Here is a 22,151-nt window from a genome sequence, read left to right on the forward strand (position 1 = left end):
ATTAATAATCCTTTATCATATCTATTGTTTATAAAGGATTTTTCGCTGACGCAGACTTTAGATGCAGCAAAAGCAGGCTTACAGGATGTTTGGAATGGAACCTATGATTCAGCGATTGGAAGAAGAATAGGTGCTGGTACATTTAATTATCTGCTAATGACGATAGGCGGGGCCCGGTTGAAAGGGAAGGGGACTGCCTGCGAAGCGGTAGAGAGTGGTAGTAAGACAGAGGTTCTATTACTGGAAACAACTAAACCAATAACAGGGAAAACTAATGATCATCATATCATTCCTGCCTTTAGAGGAAAAAGTAAGCCATATGCAGATTTTATTTCTGCTAGGGGCATTGATGTTGATCAATATACAATTACTGTAGACGCAGGTAAAGGGGGTATGCATATGAACATTATCCACGGTAAAGGTGGATGGAATCAAAAATGGATGGATTTTATTGATAATAATCCGAATGCAACAGCAAAAGATATATATCAGTTTGCAGGAAAAATGATGGATGATTACGGATTAAGTGGATATACAATTCATCCTTATGGAGGAAAATAATGAGAGACTATTTTAGTGATGTGAAAGAGTACCTTAATAGCCATTATAAGCTGACTGTTAAGAATGAAAAAAAAGAAAATTTAGTTATCAATAGTGTATTAAATAATTTTTCACTAAACGAAAGCACAAAATATATTTATGAACATTATAAACTTTTTGAAGTAGTGTGGCATGATGAAAATAATAGGTATATGGGGGCAATTAATTTTGTTTCGGATAGTGGTCTAGAAAAAGAACATGAGGAATTGATGGAGATAATGGACGAATGTTATGATACTGATTTAGATGAGCTGGAAATCGTGGAAGATATTATGCATTGGTATCCTTTATTCCATTTTCCTAATGGGGACGCATTTTGTCTGGACATAAGAAATGGAACAGTGGTATTTTATGAACATGAGATTTACGAAAGTGAGAAAAATCTGCATGGTTTATTAATAGCTACTTCAATTAATGATTTGTATGAAAAATGGAGCTATTTTCATTTTAAAGATGTATATGATTGGAGTGAAGTGGTAAATGATGGGGGAATCGATTTAGAGTGTGATGCGATTAGAAAATATTTGTAGAAATTATATTTAATTATGTCTCCACATAAGGACGCTCGACAAAGTAAATTATTTTGGTCTTTAAATTAATCGGAATGGCTCTCACCGAAGGTGATATAATCCATGTAGATTAATTTGAAGACCCTAGGGCGAATTTACCCTTTGGGTGCATATAAGGACACTCGCAAAACTGAATATTGCTTCTTCAAAGATTTAGAACGTATTGTTTTCATGGCACTCGTTGCTGTGAAGACAATGCGTTTTTCTGTAGAGTAAATGTAAAAAATAATCTCCTTAAGCGGTATTTCATATATAAAAATTGGTCAAAAAAGCGGTAATCCATTTACAGATTTTTTTCAATATTGTGGTGGTATGAGATGGATATCTGTTTGGGAAGTTATGGAGTTGTAAGTAAAGAGGTGAGAAAAGCAATCTCGGTAAAAGAATAGCTATTAAAAGGTAAGTATAAGAGCCGACTAAGCAATGATTAAAATGTAACAATTTTGCAACATTTTTCTTGACGATTCCAAAGCCTCTATGTTACCATGGCACGCACCAGGGGGTATAAGGGGGATGAAAAGTTCTCGTAATACCTAAACAAAAACATAGAATCGGGAATGTTTTATTCCGATAAAAATGTCCCAAAGCATAACATATTTTTGAATAGCAGAGAAAGTTATGCCATGCGGATATCTTCCCAACGGCTCTGCCGGTGGGTGTTTCCCGGCTTAGGCCGTCCTCTGGCGGCATAAGCCCTTTAACCCGCACTATTTTCGACCCTATTTATTTTGGCACTATCTTAAGAAATCAAATCTCTCACATTTCCCCAACAAGCCTTAAAAAGTTTATCATGGGTAACTACCTCGACTTCGCTCTTAAAATCGCACACAGGGGCAACACAGGCTCTCACAGGGGTAAGAGAAAGTTGTTTTGTCTGTCTGAAAATTGAATTTGTGCATTATTACCGTTTTTCTTCTGTTTTTGGTCTATGGCATAAAGCCAATTCAGCCGCCAAATCGTCAAATTTCCCTCCAATTTTTCAAAAACAAAAATTTTGACTTGCAACCTTTTCTGTTCAGAGTTAACATCACACACCACAAAAGCAATTCGTAAGTCTTTTGTGACTCCTGCGTTCTGCAGGAAATATCCATCTTTATGAAAGTCAGCGGTATTTCTTTTGAAATACTTTGTGCCTAACCAGAAGTAGATAGACTTTACCACTCTTGCCGACCCAGTTGCAGAAGCGTAATTCTGGGACACTGGCTTAACAGTTGAGATTGCCACTATTTTGCCAAACATTGAGATTGGGGTTGATTTTATGGTTAAACAAAATTTTATTTATGTGGGTATCGATTTACACAAAGAAACCCACACAGCAGTTATGATTGACTGCTACAATCAAAAGCTTGGAGAGATTACTTTTCCAAACAGACCAGCCGATTTTCCTAAGCTAGTAACAAAGGTTAAAAAATGTAATACTGATGCAAAAGAAGTAGTCTATGGTCTGGAGAATGCTTATGGTTACGGCAGACCTTTAGCGGTGTGGCTGATTGATAAGGGGTATTTTGTAAAGGATGTAAATACCGCTATCTCACATCGACAGGCAAAGCACCGGGGTGCCATGTATCGCAAAAGTGACAGTGATGATGCGGAAGCCATTGCACTTGCAACATTAAACATGCTTGATAAGCTTCCGGATGCTTGTCCGAACGATGCGTACTGGTCACTCGGTCAGTTGGTGCACCGCAGGGACAATATCATGAAGCAAAGGACGAGATCAGTAAGTTTACAAATTGACTATGAGGAGTATGTTAAAGCTGATACTGCCAATAAAAAAAGACTAATTATAGATAATATATTAGAATCTGTAAAATCTGTTTCGAAAAAGGAAAAAATTAATTATAGTTTATTTGAAGAGGATGTACGAGAGTTTTGTGATAATAATAACATTATAATTTAAATGGTATGACTTTTGACGATTTCAAACGCTTTCCAATGGAAGCCGCTGTGAGGGGACGGGAAGTCCCAAGAAAAATTTTGCTTAATTATGCACCCACATAAGGATATACAATTTATGGATAACACAGAATTTAAAAAGATAGTAAAAGTATGCAAAACAGTAAAATTTATGGTTGTTTAATAAAACAAGAGCATATTATTTCGGTGCCCCGAATGCTGTATTTCAGAGGTGCTCACTGGCAATGACAAAGCAGAAAGATTCTTAAATGAAGAAAAAAGAAAAAAATAGTATGTAATTAATTGATTTTTTTGAAATAATCGCATATACTATTAATACAGATAAAGATCTGTTGTGCATATGCACAATAAATATATGGGCTGGTCGTAAGACCCGGGTCCACCAAACGGCGGGTAAGACACCCGCCATTTTTATTATACGGGGGATGAATGAAAGAATTAAGCATTTTTGTAGATGAATCTGGGGATTTTGGAGTTTATGATTATCATGCACCATTTTATATTATATCTATGGTATTACATGATCAGGCAGTTAACATTGTCGACGATTTGAAAATATTGGAGAATGAACTTAGTAATATTGGATGGCCAAAGCATAGTGTTCATTCTGGACCGGTGATAAGGTCGGAAGAAGAATATCGAGGATATGATTTAAAAGAACGACAAAAAATTATTATGAAAATGATGAGTTTTGTACGTCGTTTGAATATAAACTTTAAGTCAATATACATAGAAAAGAAACATATAGAGGATTCTATAGAAGCAACCGGAAAGCTTAGTAAGCAATTGGCTGTATTTATTCGTGATAATTATGCTTTCTTTTGCAATTATGATACTGTTAAGATATATTATGATAATGGACAAGTGGAGGTAACAAGAATTCTATCATCAGTTTTTAACGCATTATTGGAAAACGTTGAATTTCGTAAGGTAATTCCAGCTGATTATAGATTGTTTCAAGTTGCAGATTTGATATGTACACTTAAGTTGACGGAACTAAAGATGGAGAATCATTTGTTGTCAAAATCAGAAATATATTTTTTCAATGATGAGAGAACATTAAAGAAGAATTATTTGAAGCCGCTATCAAAGAAAGAATTGTAGAGCAAAATTATAGAAAGAATCGGTAGACAGTAAAATGTCAGCCGGTTCTTTTTATTTTATCCAGAAAATGATGTAATATTGTGTTATATTGCAGTTAGTGCAAGAACAGGTAGTAGTTTAAACAAAGGAAGGGCATAGCCAACGACTTTATCGTTGCTGTGCCCTTCCCTTAAAAATATTTACTCTGCCAGTTCTTCCCACTGTTCATATAATTTTTCCAGCTGCTCCTGGCAGGCGACCTGCTCTTTGGACAGTTCCTGCAATTTTGCCACCTGGGTGCCGATGGCGGGATCGGACATTTCGGTGTCAATCTCGGAGACACGGGCTTCCAGTCTGGCAATCTGTTCTTCGCATTTTTTCAGGTCGTTTTCTTTCTTGCGGAGTCGTGCCTGTTCTTCTTTCTGGGCTTTCCAGTCCAGCTTAACTTCGGATTCTGCAACCTTAGCGGCAACTGTGTTATCTGCGTCAGCACTCTGTGGAACACTGGCTTCTATTGCAGCCATCACGGTGTCGTGCTTTTCGAGATAATAGTCATAATTTCCAACATAATTTACGAATTGTCCCTCTGTCAGATCCAGGATCCTGTGGGCGGTACGGTTGATAAAGTAACGGTCATGGGAGACATACAATATCGTTCCTTCGTAACCGTTCAGGGCATCCTCCAGAATCTCCTTGGACATGATATCTAAGTGGTTCGTCGGCTCATCCAGGATGAGGAAGTTTGCGTTGGAGAGTACCAGCTTGGCGAGAGATACACGACCGCGCTCGCCGCCACTCAGATCACTGATACGCTTGAAAACATCCTCCCCGGTGAAGAGGAAAGCCGCCAGCACATTGCGGATCTGGGTATTGTTCAGGTAGGGATAATCGTCGGAGATCTCTTCGAACAATGTCTTGTCACTGTGCAGGACATGATGCTCCTGATCGTAATAGCCGATCTCCACATTGGAACCTAATCGGAAGGTACCCTGATCTGCAGGAACGAGACCGTTTAAGATCTTAAGCAGAGTGGTCTTGCCGCTACCGTTGTCACCGATGATCGCCACATGTTCGCCGCGTTTGATTTCGAAATTGACATCCGTGAAGAGCTTATGGGAATCAAAGCTTTTGGCCAGATGCTCCACAGTCAGCACATCATTGCCACTTAAGATCCGGGGCGTCAGTGTCAGCTTCATATCCGTGCGGACCTCGGAGGGTTTTTCGATGACCTCGATCTTGTCCAGCATTTTCTCACGGCTTTCCGCCCGTTTGATGGACTTTTCCCGGTTGAAGGATTTTAATTTTTCGATGACCTCTTCCTGATGTTTGATCTCACGCTGCTGGTTCATATAGGCATTCCAGGCAGCAACGCGCAGCTGTTCCTTTTTTACGGCATAATCGGAGTAATTGCCCATAAAGGTTGTAGCCTTGGACTGGTCGATCTCGATGACTTTCCCGGCGATCCGGTCCAGAAAATACCGGTCGTGGGAGACGATGAGAACGGCTCCCTTGTAATTCAACAGATAAGTCTCCAGCCAGGCGATGGAATTCATATCTAAGTGGTTCGTCGGCTCGTCCAGGATGATGAGATCAGGGTTCTGTAACAGAAGCCGTCCTAACGCCACACGGGTCTTCTGACCGCCGGAGAGTGTGGCAACCGGCTTGGAGAATTCATCTTCGGTAAATCCCAGTCCCTTTAACACACCGACCAGCTCACTGCGGTAGAGATAGCCGCCGCCGGTCTCGAAAGCATGGGTGAGAGAGGTGTACTGCTTCATAAGGTCTTCCAGCGCATCTCCTTCGGCATGCTTCATATTGTTTTCGCATTCCCGGATCTTTTCCTCCAGGCGCAGCAGATCCGCCTTGACAGATAACAGTTCCTCGTAAATGGTGTGAGAGGTGTCCACAGTGCTGTTCTGTGCAAGGTATCCCAGGGTCTTGTCCCTCGCCAGAACCACCTGCCCGTCATCGGGAGTCATTTCCCCTACGATGATGCGGAGCAGTGTCGTTTTCCCGGCACCGTTGATGCCCACGATGGCAGCTTTTTCATGATCCTCTATATGAAAAGAGACATTTTTCAATACCTGATTTTCTACAAATGCTTTTGAAATATTCTGACAAGATAATATCATGGTAGTAAGTATCCTTTATTTCCAACCCACGGAGACCGGGCTTTTTAAATTTCATTGTAACGAAAAGAAGAAAACCTGTCAATTCATTGACAAGTTTTTAACACATGGTGTATACTAAAAAAAACGGAGGTGAAAGTATTGGAAGTAAAAGAAATTTCACAGGCTGTGATTGGCAGACTGCCCAGATACTTTCGATATTTGGGGGAATTGAAGGATGAAGGTGTGGAACGTATCTCTTCGCAGGAACTTTCCGGACTGATGAAGGTGACCGCATCCCAGATACGTCAGGATTTTAATAATTTCGGCGGTTTCGGCCAGCAGGGCTATGGATATAATGTAGAATCTCTGTATCGTGAGATCGGTAAGATCTTAGGACTGGATAAGCAGCATAATTTCGTCATCATTGGAGCAGGCAATCTGGGAAGAGCGCTGGGCAATTATATGAACTTCGAACGTCGTGGATTTATCTTCAAGGGAATGTTCGATGCGAACCCGGAACTGGTGGGTAAGGATGTCCGCGGTGTGAAGGTCATGCCCATGGATCAGCTGGAATCCTTTATCCGGGAGAATGACATCGATATCGCTGTGCTGACGATTCCAAAGACCAGTGCTGTGGAAGTGGCAGATAAGCTGGTGGCTAACGGGATCCGTGCTATCTGGAATTTCGCTCATGTGGATCTGAATGTTCCCGAGGGAATTCAGGTGGAGAACGTGCATCTGTCCGACAGCTTAATGAAGCTATCCTATAATATTAACCGTTACAGTTCAGACATGAAATAAGCAAGCGTATGATTGCTTATTTCATAGGCGGAGTGTCTGAAAATGAATAAAAGGAAAAGTCGCAAGGCGATGACGGATGCGAAGCAGCCGCTTTTATGAATTTCAGCGCACCGAGAAATAATACAACATGAAGTAAGGCATCAAAGGAGTGATATTATGGGCAACGGTAACGCAGAAGAAAATGCACAGGACCGACAGGCTGCTTTCAAAGGTGCATTGACGGGAAAGCATCTGCCCGTACTCACCCTGGATAATAAATGGTATCGGTTGTTGAATAAGACCGGTTCCGTTCCGCTAAAAGAAACGGAAGATGCCCTGAATCAGCTGTTGAAACGACAAGGTAAGCTCAATACCGAGTCGAAGGATATCCGGAATCTGAAAAAGAAGCTGATGAAAGAGATCGTTCCTATGGTGGATGAGGCGGAACAGCAGGGCGAAAACAGTAAGCTGAACAAACAGATCGAGGATCATAAGCGCCTGATCGAGGAATGCAATGAGAAGCTGGAAGCATACGAAGATGAGTTAAAAGATATCCCCAGAGAGATCGAAAGAATAAATCTTCAGCTTATGATGTTTACTATGGACTGCTGCTATGATATTATGAAGGATAATGACAAACAGATCAAAGAGACTGCGGAGTGGGTGGGTGCGATCCGTATCGAACTGAAAAAACGTCTGATCGAAAAACAGCAGATGGAACAGCAGAATCAGGAGATCTACAACTACATGCATGATATTTTTGGTGCAGAAGTGGTCAATCTGTTTGACATGAAATATAATCCGGAGCAAAAATAGTATGAGATATCTGGTAACTGCACAGGAAATGAAGCAATACGATAAAAATACCATAGAGTACCTCGGCATCCCGGGGCCGGTTCTGATGGAAAGAGCGGCTCTGGCTGCGGAGGATTTTCTGAAAGAGCGCTTTGATGCCGTGAAGGAACGGACAAAAGTGCTCATTTTTGCTGGTATGGGAAATAACGGAGGAGACGGTCTGGCTTTGGCGAGACTTCTTGCGGCGGACGGTTATACGGTAGCGGTACGACTTGTGGGAGATCCGGAGAAAGCCACAGAGCAATGGAAGAGCCAGTGGCAGACCCTGCAACATTTTCCGGTGAAGACAGACAGTAATACGCAGGCAGATGAATATAATGTGATTGTAGATGCCTTGTTCGGTGTAGGATTGAGCCGCCCGGTGGAAGGCATCTATGCGGAAGCCGTAGAAGAGATGAATGTGGCGGAAGGATTTAAGCTGGCACTGGATGTTCCCAGTGGGATCTGCTCGGACACCGGACGGGTGCTTGGTTGTGCTTTCCTGGCAGATGCAACGATTACTTTTGGTTTCTGCAAGAGAGGCCTTGTAATGTATCCGGGAACCGATTATGCCGGGCAGGTACACATTGCAAATGTGGGGATCGGACCGGAGAGCTTTCTGGGACAGAGCCCGGAGATGTATACTTATGACAGCTGTGAACAGCATCTGCCGGACAGAACATCCTCCGGGAATAAGGGAACCTTCGGCAAAGCACTGTTGGTAGCAGGGAGCGACGGCATGGCCGGTGCAGCAATCCTGGCAGCAAGAGCAGCGTATCGTACCGGAGCCGGTATGGTAAAAGTCATCACTGCAGAGGAGAATCGGCAGATCTTACAGCAGGGAATTCCGGAAGCTTTGTACGGATCCTGCAGACAACTGTCTGAGAGCCTGGAATGGGCGGATGTCATTGCTATCGGTCCCGGCATCGGCAGAGAGGAACAGGCACGGGAATGCCTGAAAAAAGTAGTGGAAAAGAGCAGAAAGCCATTAGTGCTGGATGCGGATGCACTGAATCTTCTGGCAGAAGAAAACGGTAAGGCATTGGAAGAGAAGCTGCATACCCAGGGAGCAGAGGGCAGAGTTATCATTCTGACTCCACATGTGGGAGAATTGTCCAGACTGCTTGCGAAGACCATCCCGGAATGCAAGAAGGAGCTTCCGGAGTGTGGCAGAGAACTGGCAGAACGGTTTCATGGTGTGGCGGTTGCCAAGGATGCAAGAACGATTGTATGTAAAGAACAGGGAGAATTTTATCTGAATACTACAGGCAACAGCGGTATGGCCACTGCGGGCAGCGGAGATGTCCTGACGGGTGTGATCCTGGGACTTTTAGCTCAGGGTATGAATGCAATTGATGCAGCTGTTAACGGTGTGTATCTCCATGGCAGAGCCGGTGAGCTGGCGGCAAAGCTCCATACGGAGTATGGGGTAATGGCGGGAGATATTGCGGATTGCCTGATGAAAGACTATGATGAGAAAGAAAGTGTGAAGAAATGATAAGCAAACTACAGGAAAAGATGAATTCCTACCAACGAGTATGGGCGGAAATAGATCTGGATGCCATTTGGGAGAATATGATCCATATGAAGGAAAATATTGCCCCGGAGACGAAGATACTGGCGGTCATAAAGACGGACGGTTACGGACACGGCGGTGTTCCCATTGCCAGAATGCTGGAGGATGTGGATTTTATGTTCGGCTATGCGGCAGCTACCTACGAGGAGGCACATGTCCTCAGGGAAGCCAGTGTGAAGAAACCGATCCTGATCCTGGGATATACTTTTCCTTATTGTTATGAGGAAATGATCCGGGAAGAGATCCGCCCGGCAGTGTATCGCAGGGATACCGTGGAAGAACTGGCAGAGGCCGCAGCAAAGGCCGGTAAGAAAGCCAAAGTGCATATCAAAGTGGATACCGGCATGGGAAGGATCGGTATCACTCCGGATGACGAAGGGCTGGATTTTGTAAAATTTGTCATGGAACATCCCGGACTGGAAGTGGAAGGTATCTTTACCCACTTTGCAAAATCGGATGAAGCGGATAAGACTTCTGCCAACCATCAGCTGGAACTGTTTCAGAATTTTATTGATAGAATACAGTCGGAACTGGGACTGGAGATTCCGGTAAAGCATTGTTCCAACAGTGCGGCAATTCTGGAAATGCCCCAGGCCAACATGGATATGGTACGGGCGGGAATCACGACCTACGGTTTATATCCTTCCGAAGAAGTAAGTAAGGATATTGTACCTCTGCGGGCTGCAATGTCTCTCTACAGTCATATCATTTACTGCAAGACGATCCATGCGGGGCAGAGTGTCAGCTACGGTGGATTGTTTACCGCAACAAAAGATACCAGAGTAGCCACCATCCCTGTAGGATATGGAGACGGGTATCCCAGAAGCCTGTCGGGAAAAGGCTACGTGCTGATCCACGGGAAAAAGGCCCCCATCCTCGGAAGGGTCTGCATGGACCAGTTCATGGTGGATATTTCCGGAATTCCCGGAGCCATGGAGGGCGATAAGGTGACGCTCCTTGGCGCGGATGGTCAGGAGCGGATCACGGCGGAAGAACTGGGAGAACTTTCCGGTAGATTCAATTATGAGTTTGTCTGCACACTGGGAAAACGAATTCCCAGAGTCTACCGTCGAAATGGTGAGATCACAGAAGTAAAAGATTATTTTGAAAATTTCTGACGGATCTAAAGTGTTCGTATAACTCCGGAAGAATCGGCAATACTTATGTTAAATCGCTGATGAAGGAGTAGAAATGAGAAGAGGAGATATCTATTACGCAGATTTGAGACCGGTCATCGGCTCGGAGCAGGGCGGCATCCGGCCGGTGCTGATCATCCAGAACGATGTGGGGAACAAACACAGTCCCACCGTGATCTGCGCTGCAATCACCTCAAAGATGAACAAGGCGAAGCTGCCTACGCATATTGAACTGAATGCCCGCCGCTACGATATGGATAAAGATTCCGTAGTGCTGCTGGAACAGTTGCGCACCATCGATAAAAAGAGGCTGAAAGATAAGGTATGCCATCTGGACGGAGACATTATGCGGAGAGTGAACCGGGCACTGAAAGTCAGCCTGGAGCTGGATACATAGCCCGATGCATAGTGTATCCGAAAATAGGATAAAATACGAAAGGATGAAATAAAATATGGACATGAGTGGGCCTGTGGCCATTTTTCTCTTTTTCCTGCTGTTGCTGGTGGATATGTTTTTCTATGGATTTGATGCCGCCATCGACAATCTGAATGAAAAGGAGATCCTACATAAAGCAGAGGAAGAAAAGGATCGCCGGTCCATGCGGCTGAGTGAAATGATCAGCCGTCCGGGGATCTATATCAATACGGTACAGTTGGTTATTACGCTGATCAATATTTTAATGGGAGCTTTTTATCTGAATATCTGGCTGCAGACCATTGACAAGGGACTTCATGTGATCAATGTGGGAGGCATGTCTCTGGAGAATGTGCCTACGGGAGTGCTTTCAGGGATTGCCACGGTATTGTCTTTTATTGCCATGATCTATATCCTGTTGACTTTCGGTGTGCTGATTCCCCGGAAAATGGCATCCAGACAGCCGGAGAAGTGGGCGTATGCCTGTATTGACCCGATTTATATTATCACCAGACTGCTGGCACCCCTGACGGGGCTGGTGAATCTGACAGCCAAGGGAATCCTGTTCCTCTTCGGTGTCCGCAACAATACGGATGAAAATGATGTGACCGAGGAAGAGATCATCAATATGGTGCAGGAAGGTCATGAGCAGGGTGTCATTCAGGCCAGTGAGGCGGAGATGATCTCCAACATTTTCGAATACGGAGACAAGGAAGCCCAGGATATCATGACACATCGTGGAAGTATCGTGGCCATTGATGGTGAGACGAAACTGAAAGATGCCATTGCTTCCATGCTGGGAGGCAAGAACAGCCGTTACCCTGTGTATGAGGAGAATATTGATCATATCATCGGTATCCTGCATCTGAAGGATGCCATGCGGTTCCATATCAGTGATGACAAGCTGGACCTGCCTATCGCAAAACTGGACGGGCTGCTCAGAGAGCCTTATTTTGTGCCGCAGACGAAAAATATCGATGAACTGTTCAAGGAAATGCAGTCCCAGAAGCTGCAGATGGCCATTGTGGTAGACGAATACGGACAGACCGACGGACTGATCGCCATGGAGGATATTCTGGAGGAGATCGTCGGCAATATCATGGATGAGTATGATGAGGATCAGGAATACATCAAGAACCGTGGCAAGGGCGAATATGTCATGGAAGGCAAGACTCCGTTAAAGGAAGTGGAAGAGCTTCTGGGTATTACCTTCGACGAGGAAGAATTCGAGACTTTGAACGGTTTCCTGATCTCCAGACTGGACCGGATCCCGGAACCGGACGAGCAGTTCGATGTGGACTATAAGGGATACAACTTTAAAATCCTTTCCGTGGTCAAAAAAATGATAGGAAGTGTGTTGGTCCGGAAGCTTCCGGAGGAAAAAACACCGCAGAATGCAGAAGACGGACAATCAGTGCTTGAAGAAAAAAGAAAATAATGCTATGATAGAAAGAGCGTTATTGCGTAAAGACTACGCATACAAAGAGAAAGAAACTTTAAGTTCAAAGGAGTAACAAAAATGTCAGGACATTCCAAATTTGCTAATATTAAGCATAAAAAAGAAAAGAACGATGCTGCAAAGGGTAAGATTTTTACCATTATCGGCCGTGAGATCGCAGTCGCTGTAAAAGAGGGCGGTCCCGATCCCGCCAACAATTTCAAACTGGCAACCGTTATTGCCAAGGCAAAAGCCAACAACATGCCCAACGACACCATCGAGCGCGGTATCAAGAAGGCAGCCGGAGATGTGGGCAATGTAAACTATAAGTATGTGACTTACGAAGGTTACGGCCCCAACGGTATCGCCATCATCGTAGATGCACTTACCGACAACACCAACCGTACCGCTGCCAACGTAAGAAGCGCATTCACCAAGGGACAGGGTAATGTAGGTACTCCCGGATGTGTATCCTTTATGTTCGATAAGAAGGGACAGATCATCGTGGACAAGGAAGAATGTGATATGGAAGCGGACGACCTGATGATGATCGCTCTGGATGCCGGAGCGGAAGATTTCTCCGAAGAGGATGACAGCTTCGAGATCCTGACTGATCCCGATAACTTCGAAGAGGTACGCAAGGCTCTGGAAGATGCCGGAATTCCCATGATCAGTGCAGAAGTTACCATGATTCCCCAGAATTATGTAACACTGACCGATGAGACTGCAGTGAAGAACTTACAGAGAACCTTGGATCTGCTGGAAGATGATGATGACGTTCAGGCAGTATATCATAACTGGGACGAATAAATTGAAAGGTTAGGGGTAACAGCATGGAGAAACTTGCAATTGTAGTTCCTTGTTATAATGAAGAAGAGGTGTTAAAGATTGCTTCCGAGGCACTGAGGGGTGTGCTGGATGATCTGATCCATAAGGGAAAGATCGCGGAAGACAGTTTTATTCTGTTTGTAAATGATGGCAGTAAGGATCGTACCTGGGAGCTGATCGAAGAAGAGCATCAGGCACATCCGGTGCAGGTATGCGGTGTAAAGCTGGCCGGCAATGTGGGACATCAGTTCGCACTGACTGCCGGACTAATCACTGCCATGGATCTGTCTGATGTGACGGTTTCCATTGATGCAGATCTGCAGGATGATGTAGCTGTGATCGAGGAAATGATCGATAAGTTCCACAACGGCTGTGATATCGTATACGGTGTCCGTAAGGAGCGTAAGACCGATACTTTCTTCAAACGTACCACGGCGCAGGGATTTTATAAAGTCATGGAAATGATGGGGGTCAAGACTGTTTACAATCATGCGGATTTCCGACTGATGTCCAAGCGTGCGGTAGAACAGTTCTCCAAGTATCAGGAGACCAATCTGTTCTTAAGAGGTATGATGCCTTTGATCGGTTATCAGACGGACTGTGTATACTATGACCGTAAGGAAAGAGTGGCCGGTGAGTCCAAGTATCCTCTGAAGAAGATGCTTGCACTGGCATTCAACGGTATTTCTTCCTTCAGTGTGAAGCCTATCAGTATGATCCTGGGTGCCGGTATGATCATTGTAGCCTTAAGCGTTCTGGCTGCTATTTATGCGCTGATCTCTTATTGTACCGGACATGTGGTACAGGGCTGGACTTCCCTGATCCTGTCCATCTGGTTCCTGGGCGGTATTCAGTTGATGGCCATCGGACTGGTGGGCCAGTATATCGGCAAGATTTACATTGAGGTAAAACATCGTCCCAGATATAACATCGAAAAGGTACTGAAATAATGAATTATAAAAAAGGCATTTTAAGTGTTATATTGTGGTTCATTTATGCATTGACAGCGGGAACCGTACTGGTGGGCACGACAATGGTCATGCTCCTGCCGGAAGGTGGTCCCCGCCCAATCGGCCTTGTTATCGCAGGTGTATGGCTTGCGATGACAGGGCTGGTTGTTTTTCTGTTACATAGATTTCTGCGGGTAAAATGGGCACAAAACGGTGAAGACTCAGGGCAGGTGAAACTGATTATCGAGGGACTGGCTGTAGTAGCTCTGATTGCTGTGGGAATCACACTTCGTGTAAGAGAGAGTATGCAGTACGATATCTCCGGGACGGCCGGTAACATCTGGTTCGATGCGGTGAAAGTCACCGAGACCACGCGGATTCCTCAGGTGGTACACGGTGCGGTATACTTTTATCTGCAGGTGCTGCACGGACTGTTGGTATTTTTGGGTAATAAAATGACAGCGGCGCTGGTATTGCAGATTGTGCTGCAGATCCTGACCGGAATCTTTTTATATTTTGCGGTACGGAAACTGACCGGTATGGTGGCTGCAGTGGTGTCTCTTGCGTACTGGATGTTATGCCCTGTTCTGTCTGGAGCAGTGATTCTGGGACCGGAACCGTTATATCAGTTATTGTGGATGATTGGTCTGTGTGTGTGCGTGGAAGCACTGGATAGTTTCAGGGGGCGGGGAGACACCCCCGGTATCCGTTCCGTGGGTGGATTTTTCTTAAGCGGTATTGTTATAGGAATTTTGGGCTACCTGGATGTCGCAGGACTGCTCTTGCTACTCGTAGTGTTTTCTGCACTTTTTCTGGAGACAAAGCAACAGGTAAAATGGATGCGCAGAATCTGTGCCGGAGCATTGGGATTATTTGGTACAGTGGTGGCATTTTTTGCCTGCATCGCTCTGGATGCCGTGGGCAGCGGAAAGCAGATGGAAAATATACTTCTGGCATGGTGGAAAGTCTTTTCCCCGGGAAGATTCACATGGATCGCCCTCTATGAACAGCCGGCAGTTCACACATATGTGCCTGATAAGGTGGCCACGGTCATTATAGCTGCCGTTATGGTTACGATCCTTGCATGCGGCGCATTCAGTTACTGGTGCAGGAAAGAACACGAGAGACAGTCCGTGTGGATTGCTCTGGCGCTGGCACTTGGAATCTTAAACGGCTGCGGAATGCTGAGTGAAGATATGCCGGGACTTACGTTATTGTATCTGTTATTGGCAGTAGCTGCCGGCGCAGGAGTACAGGCGGTTCTACCGTACGAAATGGAACTGCTGCGGGAAGTCAAAGGGGTGCTGCCTGAGACCGTTGAGGCAGTTCCTGTGGGAGCTGCTTCCACAAAACGCCGACTGAAAGTACAAGATCTGGAGACCGAGGAATTCCCAGAGGAAGAGCCAGCGGATTTCCAGGAAGAACCTGTAGAAACGGAAAAAATACAGCTGATCGAAAATCCACTGCCCCTGCCGAAAAAGCATGTGCCTAAGGTGCTGGATTATAAGCTGAACGGTGATGATGACAGTGATTTTGATTATCCGGTAGCGGATGACGATGATTTTGATCATTAAACATAAACAATAAAAAAGCGGATATACTAAAAGACGATACGAAAGGCAAAAGCCCGGGTATCGTCTTTTTGTTTTTATAATCATCGGAACAGGGAGGAAACAGGCCATGCAGAATCAGAAAGATAACGATCAAAACAAGAATGAAGCGCCGAAGACCGAGGCGGAAGAACACAGAGACGAAAGAATTGAAAAAACGGGACAACTGACGCTGTCGGATGCGGCATCCGGGGAAAAGATCCATCTGCTGACCATTATCGGTGAAATCGAAGGGCATGATAATCTCTCCGGTAATTCGAAGACCACGAAATATGAGCATATCCTGCCACAACTGGCAGCCATCGAAGACAGTGAAGAAATAGGCGGTGTGCTGGTACTTTTAAATACCATGGGCGGAGATGTGGAGGCGGGACTGGCTATTGCAGAGATGCTGGCATCTTTAAGCAAACCCACCGTATCCCTGGTGCTGGGTGGCAGTCATTCCATCGGGGTGCCTATTGCGGTGAGTTGTGACTATTCCTTCATCGTACCCACTGGAACCATGGTGATACATCCGGTAAGAATGAATGGCATGGTGATCGGTGTGCCCCAGACCTTTGAATATTTTAAACTGATCCAGGACCGGATCACGGGCTTTGTATGCAAACACTGTAAAATCAGCCGGACAAAACTGGAAGAACTCATGATGGAGACCGGATTCTTAACGAAGGATGTGGGAAGCATTCTGGTGGGAGAAGAAGCGGTGAACCACGGTATTATTGACGAAGTAGGAGGTATCGACCGGGCCATCTGCAGGCTTCGGAAGATGATCGAAGGGAATAGAAAAAGGGATGACAAGGCCATGGAAAAATGATATACTTCTAATTATGACTATAATGAAGTTAGGGGTATGATGACATGGCATCTTCATCAGGCAAAAGAACATCATCTTCCAATAGGACGAGAAAAAGTACCACAAACAGCCGCAGCAGGCAGGCGCAGAGAACAGCACAGGACAGTGAACTGTTCCATGAGATCGGTCTGATCGTTTTGTTTGTGGTAATGGTGATATTATTTTGTTGTAATTTCGGTATTATCGGCCCGGTCGGCAATGCAATCAGCGGGGTTTTATTCGGTATCTTTGGATTTACTGCATATATAGCACCTATTGTGATATTTCTGGCAGTGGCTTTCTGGTTCGCCAATGAGGGGAATCCTACCGCTGTACGCAAAATGATTGCAGGTGTTGTATTGTTTCTGATGCTCGGTGTGATCTGTGATCTGATCGCCAGGACTGCCGGCTCTATGGAACAGTATGATATCAAACTGTTATATACAAACTGCAGTACCGGTAAAAAGGGCGGAGGTATTCTGGCAGGAAGTATCTGTTATCTGTTGCTGCATTATCTGGAGACGATAGGAACGGTTCTGGTGGTCTTATTGTGTTCTGTGATCAGTCTGATCCTGGTAACGGAGCGTTCTTTCTTAAACAGCATGCGAAACGGCGGTGACCGGATCCGGGAACTGTCCAGAGAGGATGCAGTGCGCAGACGGGAAAATGCGCAGATCCGCAGACAGGAACAGGAGGAACGTAATTCCCAGAGAGAGGAAGCCCGTCGTATCCGGGAAGAGGAACGACGGATCCGTGAGGAAGAGCGCAGACTCCGTGCGGAAGAGAAAGAGAATGAGCAGATCTTAAACGCCATTCCCCGCAGAGAGAAAAAAGTCAGCGGTGTTATGATGGACACTTCCCTGAAAAAGCAGGAGGCACAGCCTGTGGGAAGACGGGAAGATATTCATGAGATCGTTTATGAAGAGGATGCACAGGAGATTCCTATTGTGGAAGAGACCAGAGTGACTTCCAGCGATTTTGATAAGATCAAGGTAACGGGAATGCATCAGGTGACCATGCAGGAGGCCGCAGCAGAAGAACCTTACGAGGAGATCCCCGTGGAGGAAGTGACCAGTGCTGCTACCTTCAAAAAACCTTTTGAACGCAGAGAATCCTGGCAGGAGGAGGCAGCACTCCTGACACCTCAGGCGGAATCTATCCGGATTCACAAGGAAGATATCCCAGAGCCTGTAGAGGAACCGGTTACGGAATGGCAGTCATCCTCCGATATGCGGCAGCTGCAGCCGGAGACTGAGCCTGTCGTGCGGGAACCTGCAGAGACAGCAACGGCGGAAAGCCGCATACGACCGAAAATCACGGCACCGGAGCCGCCAAAGGGTAATTCTCTGGCAGAGGATCAGATACATAAGGATATTGCGAAAGCGGCCAAACAGCCTCCGGCAGAATACCGGATTCCGCCTCTGAGCCTGTTACAGAAGGGAAAAGCAGCTACCGGAGATTCCTCCAGAGAATTGAAAGAGACCGCCATGCGCTTGCAGCAGACGTTAAATACTTTCGGTGTAAAGGTAACGATTACCGATATCAGCCAGGGTCCCAGTGTTACCCGCTATGAACTACAGCCGGAACAGGGCGTAAAGGTATCCAAGATCGTAGGCCTGGCAGATGATATCAAGCTGAATCTGGCGGCAACGGATATTCGTATCGAGGCACCGATCCCCGGAAAGGCAGCTATCGGTATCGAAGTCCCGAACAAAGAGAACATGACAGTAGCACTCCGGGATCTGTTAGAGAGCAAAGAGTTTCAGGAGTTTAATTCCAATATTGCATTTGCCGTAGGTAAGGATATCGCGGGCAAGACTGTGGTGGCGGATATTGCCAAGATGCCTCATATGCTGATCGCCGGAGCTACCGGTTCCGGTAAGTCCGTATGCATTAATACGCTGATCATGAGTATTTTGTACAAGGCGCATCCGGATGATGTGAAACTGATCATGGTGGATCCGAAGGTCGTGGAACTGAGTGTTTATAACGGCATTCCTCATCTGCTGATCCCGGTAGTGACAGATCCCAAGAAAGCATCTGCTGCATTGCACTGGGGCGTCAGTGAGATGGAAGACCGTTATCGGAAGTTTGCCGATTATAATGTCCGTGATCTGAAGGGGTATAACAAGAAAATAGAGACTATGCCTGTTCCGGAAGGAGAGGAAGCACCGAAGAAGATGCCGCAGATCGTCATTATCGTGGACGAGCTGGCGGATCTGATGATGGTATGCCCCGGCGAAGTGGAGGAATCTATCTGTCGTCTGGCACAGTTGGCCAGAGCCGCGGGTATCCATCTGATCATCGCTACCCAGCGACCCAGTGTGGATGTCATCACCGGACTGATCAAAGCCAATATGCCCAGCCGTGTGGCATTCTCCGTATCCAGCGGTGTGGATTCACGAACGATTCTGGATATGAACGGTGCGGAGAAATTGCTTGGTAAAGGCGATATGTTATTCTACCCGCAGGGTTATTCCAAACCGGCCAGAGTACAGGGCGCTTTTGTGTCCGACAAGGAAGTATCCGATGTGGTGGATTATCTCAAGAACCAGGCACTGGGCAATACCTATAGCAACTATGCAGAAGATATTGAAGAGAAGATCAAAAATATCGGCTCGTCAGGTAGTTCCTCCGGAAGCGGCTCTGGTGGCGGTAACGACAGAGACGAATATTTTGAGGAGGCCGCAAGGTTTATTATTGATAAAGATAAGGCCAGCATCGGCATGCTGCAGCGTGTGTTGAAAATCGGTTTCAACCGTGCTGCCAGAATCATGGATCAGCTTTGCGAATACGGCGTGGTAGGTGAAGAAGAAGGCACTAAACCCAGAAAAGTACTTATGAGCATGGAACAGTTCGAACAGCTGTTGGAGGAAATCTGACATTCGTTCGAGACTGTCTGAATAAACGGAGGGAAAAAGGACATGAAAACAGATATTGAAATCGCACAGGAAGCGGTAATGGAGCCCATCACCAAAGTGGCTGAAAGTATTGGCATTGAAGCAGATGACCTGGAACTTTACGGAAAATACAAGGCAAAGCTTTCCGAAGAATTTTTACGTAAGATCCAGGATCGTCCCAATGGAAAACTGATTCTGGTAACAGCTATCAACCCAACTCCTGCAGGAGAGGGTAAGACCACGACCACTGTTGGGCTGGGAGAAGCTTTCGGCAGAATGGGCAAAAAGGCTGTAATTGCGCTCAGAGAGCCGTCCTTAGGCCCCTGCTTTGGTATCAAAGGTGGAGCTGCCGGCGGCGGTTATGCACAGGTAGTGCCTATGGATGAACTGAATCTGCATTTTACCGGTGATTTTCATGCCATCACCTCTGCCAACAACCTGTTGGCTGCGCTGCTGGACAATCATATCCAGCAGGGCAATGATCTGGGCATCGATACCCGGCAGATCGTGTGGAAGCGCTGTGAGGACATGAATGACAGAGTCCTTCGTAATATTGTGGTAGGACTTGGCAACAAGACAGACGGCTTTGTCAGAGAGGATCATTTTGTCATTACCGTAGCCAGTGAGATCATGGCGATCCTGTGTCTGGCAGACGATATGAAGGATCTGAAGGAGCGCCTGTCCAGAATCGTTGTGGCTTACAACTATCAGGGTGAGCCGGTGACCGCCGGTCAGCTGAAAGCAGTCGGTGCCATGGCAGCACTGTTAAAGGATGCCATCAAGCCCAATCTGATCCAGACCTTAGAGCATACTCCCGCATTGGTACACGGAGGTCCGTTTGCCAACATCGCTCACGGATGTAACTCCGTCAGAGCTACTAAGGCAGCCATGAAGATGGCAGACTATTGCATCACGGAAGCCGGCTTCGGTGCGGATCTGGGAGCAGAGAAATTTTTCGATATCAAATGTCGTAAGGCAGGACTTACTCCTGATGCAGTGGTACTGGTAGCAACCATCCGTGCACTGAAATACAACGGTGGCGTTGCAAAGGCGGATCTGGGAGCAGAGAATCTGGAAGCGTTGAAAAAGGGTATTGTGAATCTGGAGAAACATATTGAGAATCTTCAGAAATATGGTGTGCCTGTAGTGGTTACCCTGAACTCTTTTATCACCGACAGTGAGGCGGAGACCGCTTATGTCAGAGAATTCTGTGAGACAAGAGGCTGTGAGTTCGCACTCTCCGAAGTGTGGGAGAAAGGCGGAGAGGGTGGAATCGCTCTGGCTGAGAAAGTATTAAAAGCAATCGACGAAAAAGAGAACCACTTCCATGTTTTATATGAAAATGAACTGTCTCTTCAGGATAAGATCAAAAAGATTGCGCAGGAGATCTACGGAGCGTCTGATGTAGTGTTTGCTCCGGCGGCAGCAAAACAGTTAAAGAGACTGACGGAACTTGGCTTTGGTGATCTGCCGGTATGTATGGCAAAGAACCAGTATTCTCTGTCAGATGATCCTACGTTACTGGGAAGACCTTCCGGTTTTGAATTGAATGTAAGAGAGGTCTATGTGTCTGCAGGTGCCGGTTTTGTTGTAGTGCTCACCGGTGCGGTCATGACCATGCCCGGCCTGCCCAAGGCTCCAGCTGCTTACAATATCGATGTGGATGACAGCGGTAGGATCGTAGGCTTGTTCTAGTAAGGAGGAAAGTGTCTCATGGCACAGTTAATAGATGGAAAAGTTATTTCCGCACAGATTAAAGATGAAGTCAAAGAAAAAGTCGCAGGGTTAAAAGAGCAGGGCTGCGAAGTAACGCTGGCGGTGATCCAGGTAGGTGCGGATCCCGCATCTTCCGTATATGTCCGCAACAAGAAAAAGGCCTGCGAATATGTAGGTATCCGGTCTCTGGCATATGAACTTCCAGAGGAGACAACAGAGGAAAAATTACTGGAGCTGATCCGGGAATTAAATGACAGAACCGATGTCAACGGCATTCTGGTGCAGCTGCCGTTACCGAAACATATTGACGAAGAAAAGGTACTGGATTCCATTTCTCCTTTAAAGGATGTAGACGGATTTCATCCCCAGAATGTCGGTGCACTCTGCATCGGCAAGCCGGGCTTTGTGTCCTGTACTCCTGCAGGAGTCATACAGCTGCTGAAGCGTTCCGGTATTGAGATCGCCGGAAAAGAGTGTGTGGTGGTAGGCAGAAGTAATATCGTCGGCAAACCCATGGCATTGTTGCTGCTTCGGGAGAACGGTACGGTGACGGTGGCTCACAGCCGTACCAAAGATCTGAAAGAAGTAACCAAAAGAGCGGATATTCTGGTGGTGGCTGTCGGCAAGCCGAAAATGATCACGGCAGAATATGTAAAAGAGGGTGCGGTTGTCATTGACGTGGGAATTCACCGCAACGAAGAAAACAAGTTGTGCGGTGATGTGGACTTTGACAGTGTGGAGCCTGTATGCAGCGCCATTACTCCGGTTCCCGGCGGCGTAGGTCCTATGACCATAGCTATGCTGATGAATAACTGCCTGGAATCGGTATCCTTGCAGGCAGTAAGAGGATAATTAT

The 22,151-nt window shown here is 46.0% G+C and carries 19 protein-coding genes; 17 read left to right on the plus strand and 2 right to left on the minus strand.

Annotated features, from left to right (window positions below; all coding sequences use genetic code 11):
* The coding region (locus tag DW835_RS18210) for a DUF2380 domain-containing protein (protein WP_207665425.1) at positions 1-561 on the plus strand (561 nt) is incomplete at its 5' end.
* On the plus strand, positions 561-1,130 hold the full coding sequence (locus DW835_RS10250) for a hypothetical protein (protein ID WP_118669142.1): 570 nt from the start codon (positions 561-563) through the stop codon (positions 1,128-1,130). The genes DW835_RS18210 and DW835_RS10250, both read left to right, overlap by 1 nt.
* Positions 1,131-2,015: 885 nt before the next feature.
* Here DW835_RS10250 and DW835_RS18005 read toward each other — a convergent pair.
* Complete coding sequence (locus DW835_RS18005; protein WP_182430301.1) at positions 2,016-2,393, minus strand: hypothetical protein; 378 nt, start codon at positions 2,391-2,393, stop codon at positions 2,016-2,018.
* 4 nt (positions 2,394-2,397) lie between these two features.
* Between DW835_RS18005 and DW835_RS18430 the strand changes: the two genes are divergently transcribed.
* Both DW835_RS18430 and DW835_RS10265 read left to right on the plus strand, forming a co-directional pair.
* Entirely contained in the window at positions 2,398-3,069 is a 672-nt protein-coding gene (locus DW835_RS18430; RefSeq protein ID WP_243037127.1) for a transposase, read from the plus strand.
* 446 nt (positions 3,070-3,515) lie between these two features.
* A complete protein-coding gene (locus DW835_RS10265; protein WP_118669140.1) occupies positions 3,516-4,190 on the plus strand; it encodes a DUF3800 domain-containing protein in 675 nt (224 codons plus the stop codon).
* Positions 4,191-4,369: 179 nt separating this feature from the next.
* Here DW835_RS10265 and abc-f read toward each other — a convergent pair whose 3' ends face one another.
* A complete protein-coding gene (gene abc-f, locus DW835_RS10270; protein ID WP_118669139.1) occupies positions 4,370-6,301 on the minus strand; it encodes a ribosomal protection-like ABC-F family protein in 1,932 nt (643 codons plus the stop codon).
* A 138-nt stretch (positions 6,302-6,439) separates the two neighbouring features.
* Between abc-f and DW835_RS10275 the strand changes: the two genes are divergently transcribed.
* From DW835_RS10275 to folD, 13 genes are all read left to right on the plus strand, one after another.
* The gene (locus tag DW835_RS10275) at positions 6,440-7,081 is read left to right on the plus strand and encodes a redox-sensing transcriptional repressor Rex (protein ID WP_117466350.1); all 642 of its coding nucleotides are present in this window, start codon (positions 6,440-6,442) and stop codon (positions 7,079-7,081) included.
* Between the two features lie 156 nt (positions 7,082-7,237).
* On the plus strand, positions 7,238-7,876 hold the full coding sequence (locus DW835_RS10280; protein WP_118503737.1) for a hypothetical protein: 639 nt from the start codon (positions 7,238-7,240) through the stop codon (positions 7,874-7,876).
* A 1-nt stretch (position 7,877) separates the two neighbouring features.
* Positions 7,878-9,392: an NAD(P)H-hydrate dehydratase gene (locus DW835_RS10285; RefSeq protein WP_118669138.1), complete on the plus strand. Its 1,515-nt coding sequence runs from the start codon at positions 7,878-7,880 to the stop codon at positions 9,390-9,392.
* Entirely contained in the window at positions 9,389-10,588 is a 1,200-nt protein-coding gene (gene alr / locus DW835_RS10290; RefSeq protein WP_347559373.1) for an alanine racemase, read from the plus strand. The genes DW835_RS10285 and alr overlap by 4 nt, the downstream gene beginning before the upstream one ends.
* A gap of 73 nt (positions 10,589-10,661) precedes the next feature.
* Positions 10,662-11,003, plus strand: a complete 342-nt coding sequence (locus tag DW835_RS10295; RefSeq protein ID WP_022312232.1) for a type II toxin-antitoxin system PemK/MazF family toxin — start codon at positions 10,662-10,664, stop codon at positions 11,001-11,003.
* 55 nt (positions 11,004-11,058) lie between these two features.
* Positions 11,059-12,459 (plus strand): hemolysin family protein, encoded by a 1,401-nt coding sequence (locus tag DW835_RS10300; protein ID WP_022312233.1) that lies wholly within the window; start codon positions 11,059-11,061, stop codon positions 12,457-12,459.
* Between the two features lie 81 nt (positions 12,460-12,540).
* Positions 12,541-13,269 (plus strand): YebC/PmpR family DNA-binding transcriptional regulator, encoded by a 729-nt coding sequence (locus DW835_RS10305; protein ID WP_118669137.1) that lies wholly within the window; start codon positions 12,541-12,543, stop codon positions 13,267-13,269.
* Between the two features lie 23 nt (positions 13,270-13,292).
* Positions 13,293-14,237, plus strand: a complete 945-nt coding sequence (locus DW835_RS10310; RefSeq protein WP_118669136.1) for a glycosyltransferase family 2 protein — start codon at positions 13,293-13,295, stop codon at positions 14,235-14,237.
* A complete protein-coding gene (locus DW835_RS10315) occupies positions 14,237-15,811 on the plus strand; it encodes a hypothetical protein (protein WP_118669135.1) in 1,575 nt (524 codons plus the stop codon). Before DW835_RS10310 ends, DW835_RS10315 begins: the two co-directional genes overlap by 1 nt.
* Before the next feature lie 106 nt (positions 15,812-15,917).
* Complete coding sequence (locus DW835_RS10320) at positions 15,918-16,661, plus strand: ATP-dependent Clp protease proteolytic subunit (protein WP_118669134.1); 744 nt, start codon at positions 15,918-15,920, stop codon at positions 16,659-16,661.
* 44 nt (positions 16,662-16,705) lie between these two features.
* Positions 16,706-19,561, plus strand: a complete 2,856-nt coding sequence (locus DW835_RS10325; protein WP_118669133.1) for a DNA translocase FtsK — start codon at positions 16,706-16,708, stop codon at positions 19,559-19,561.
* A 42-nt stretch (positions 19,562-19,603) separates the two neighbouring features.
* Positions 19,604-21,274 carry a formate--tetrahydrofolate ligase gene (locus DW835_RS10330; protein ID WP_022312815.1) on the plus strand — a complete coding sequence of 557 codons (1,671 nt, stop codon included), beginning with the start codon at positions 19,604-19,606 and terminating at the stop codon, positions 21,272-21,274.
* An 18-nt stretch (positions 21,275-21,292) separates the two neighbouring features.
* A complete protein-coding gene (gene folD, locus DW835_RS10335; protein WP_118537994.1) occupies positions 21,293-22,147 on the plus strand; it encodes a bifunctional methylenetetrahydrofolate dehydrogenase/methenyltetrahydrofolate cyclohydrolase FolD in 855 nt (284 codons plus the stop codon).
* Positions 22,148-22,151: the final 4 nt, after the last annotated feature.

The organism is Clostridium sp. AM34-9AC, from assembly GCF_003480225.1.
Lineage (GTDB): Bacteria > Bacillota > Clostridia > Lachnospirales > Lachnospiraceae > Acetatifactor > Acetatifactor acetigignens.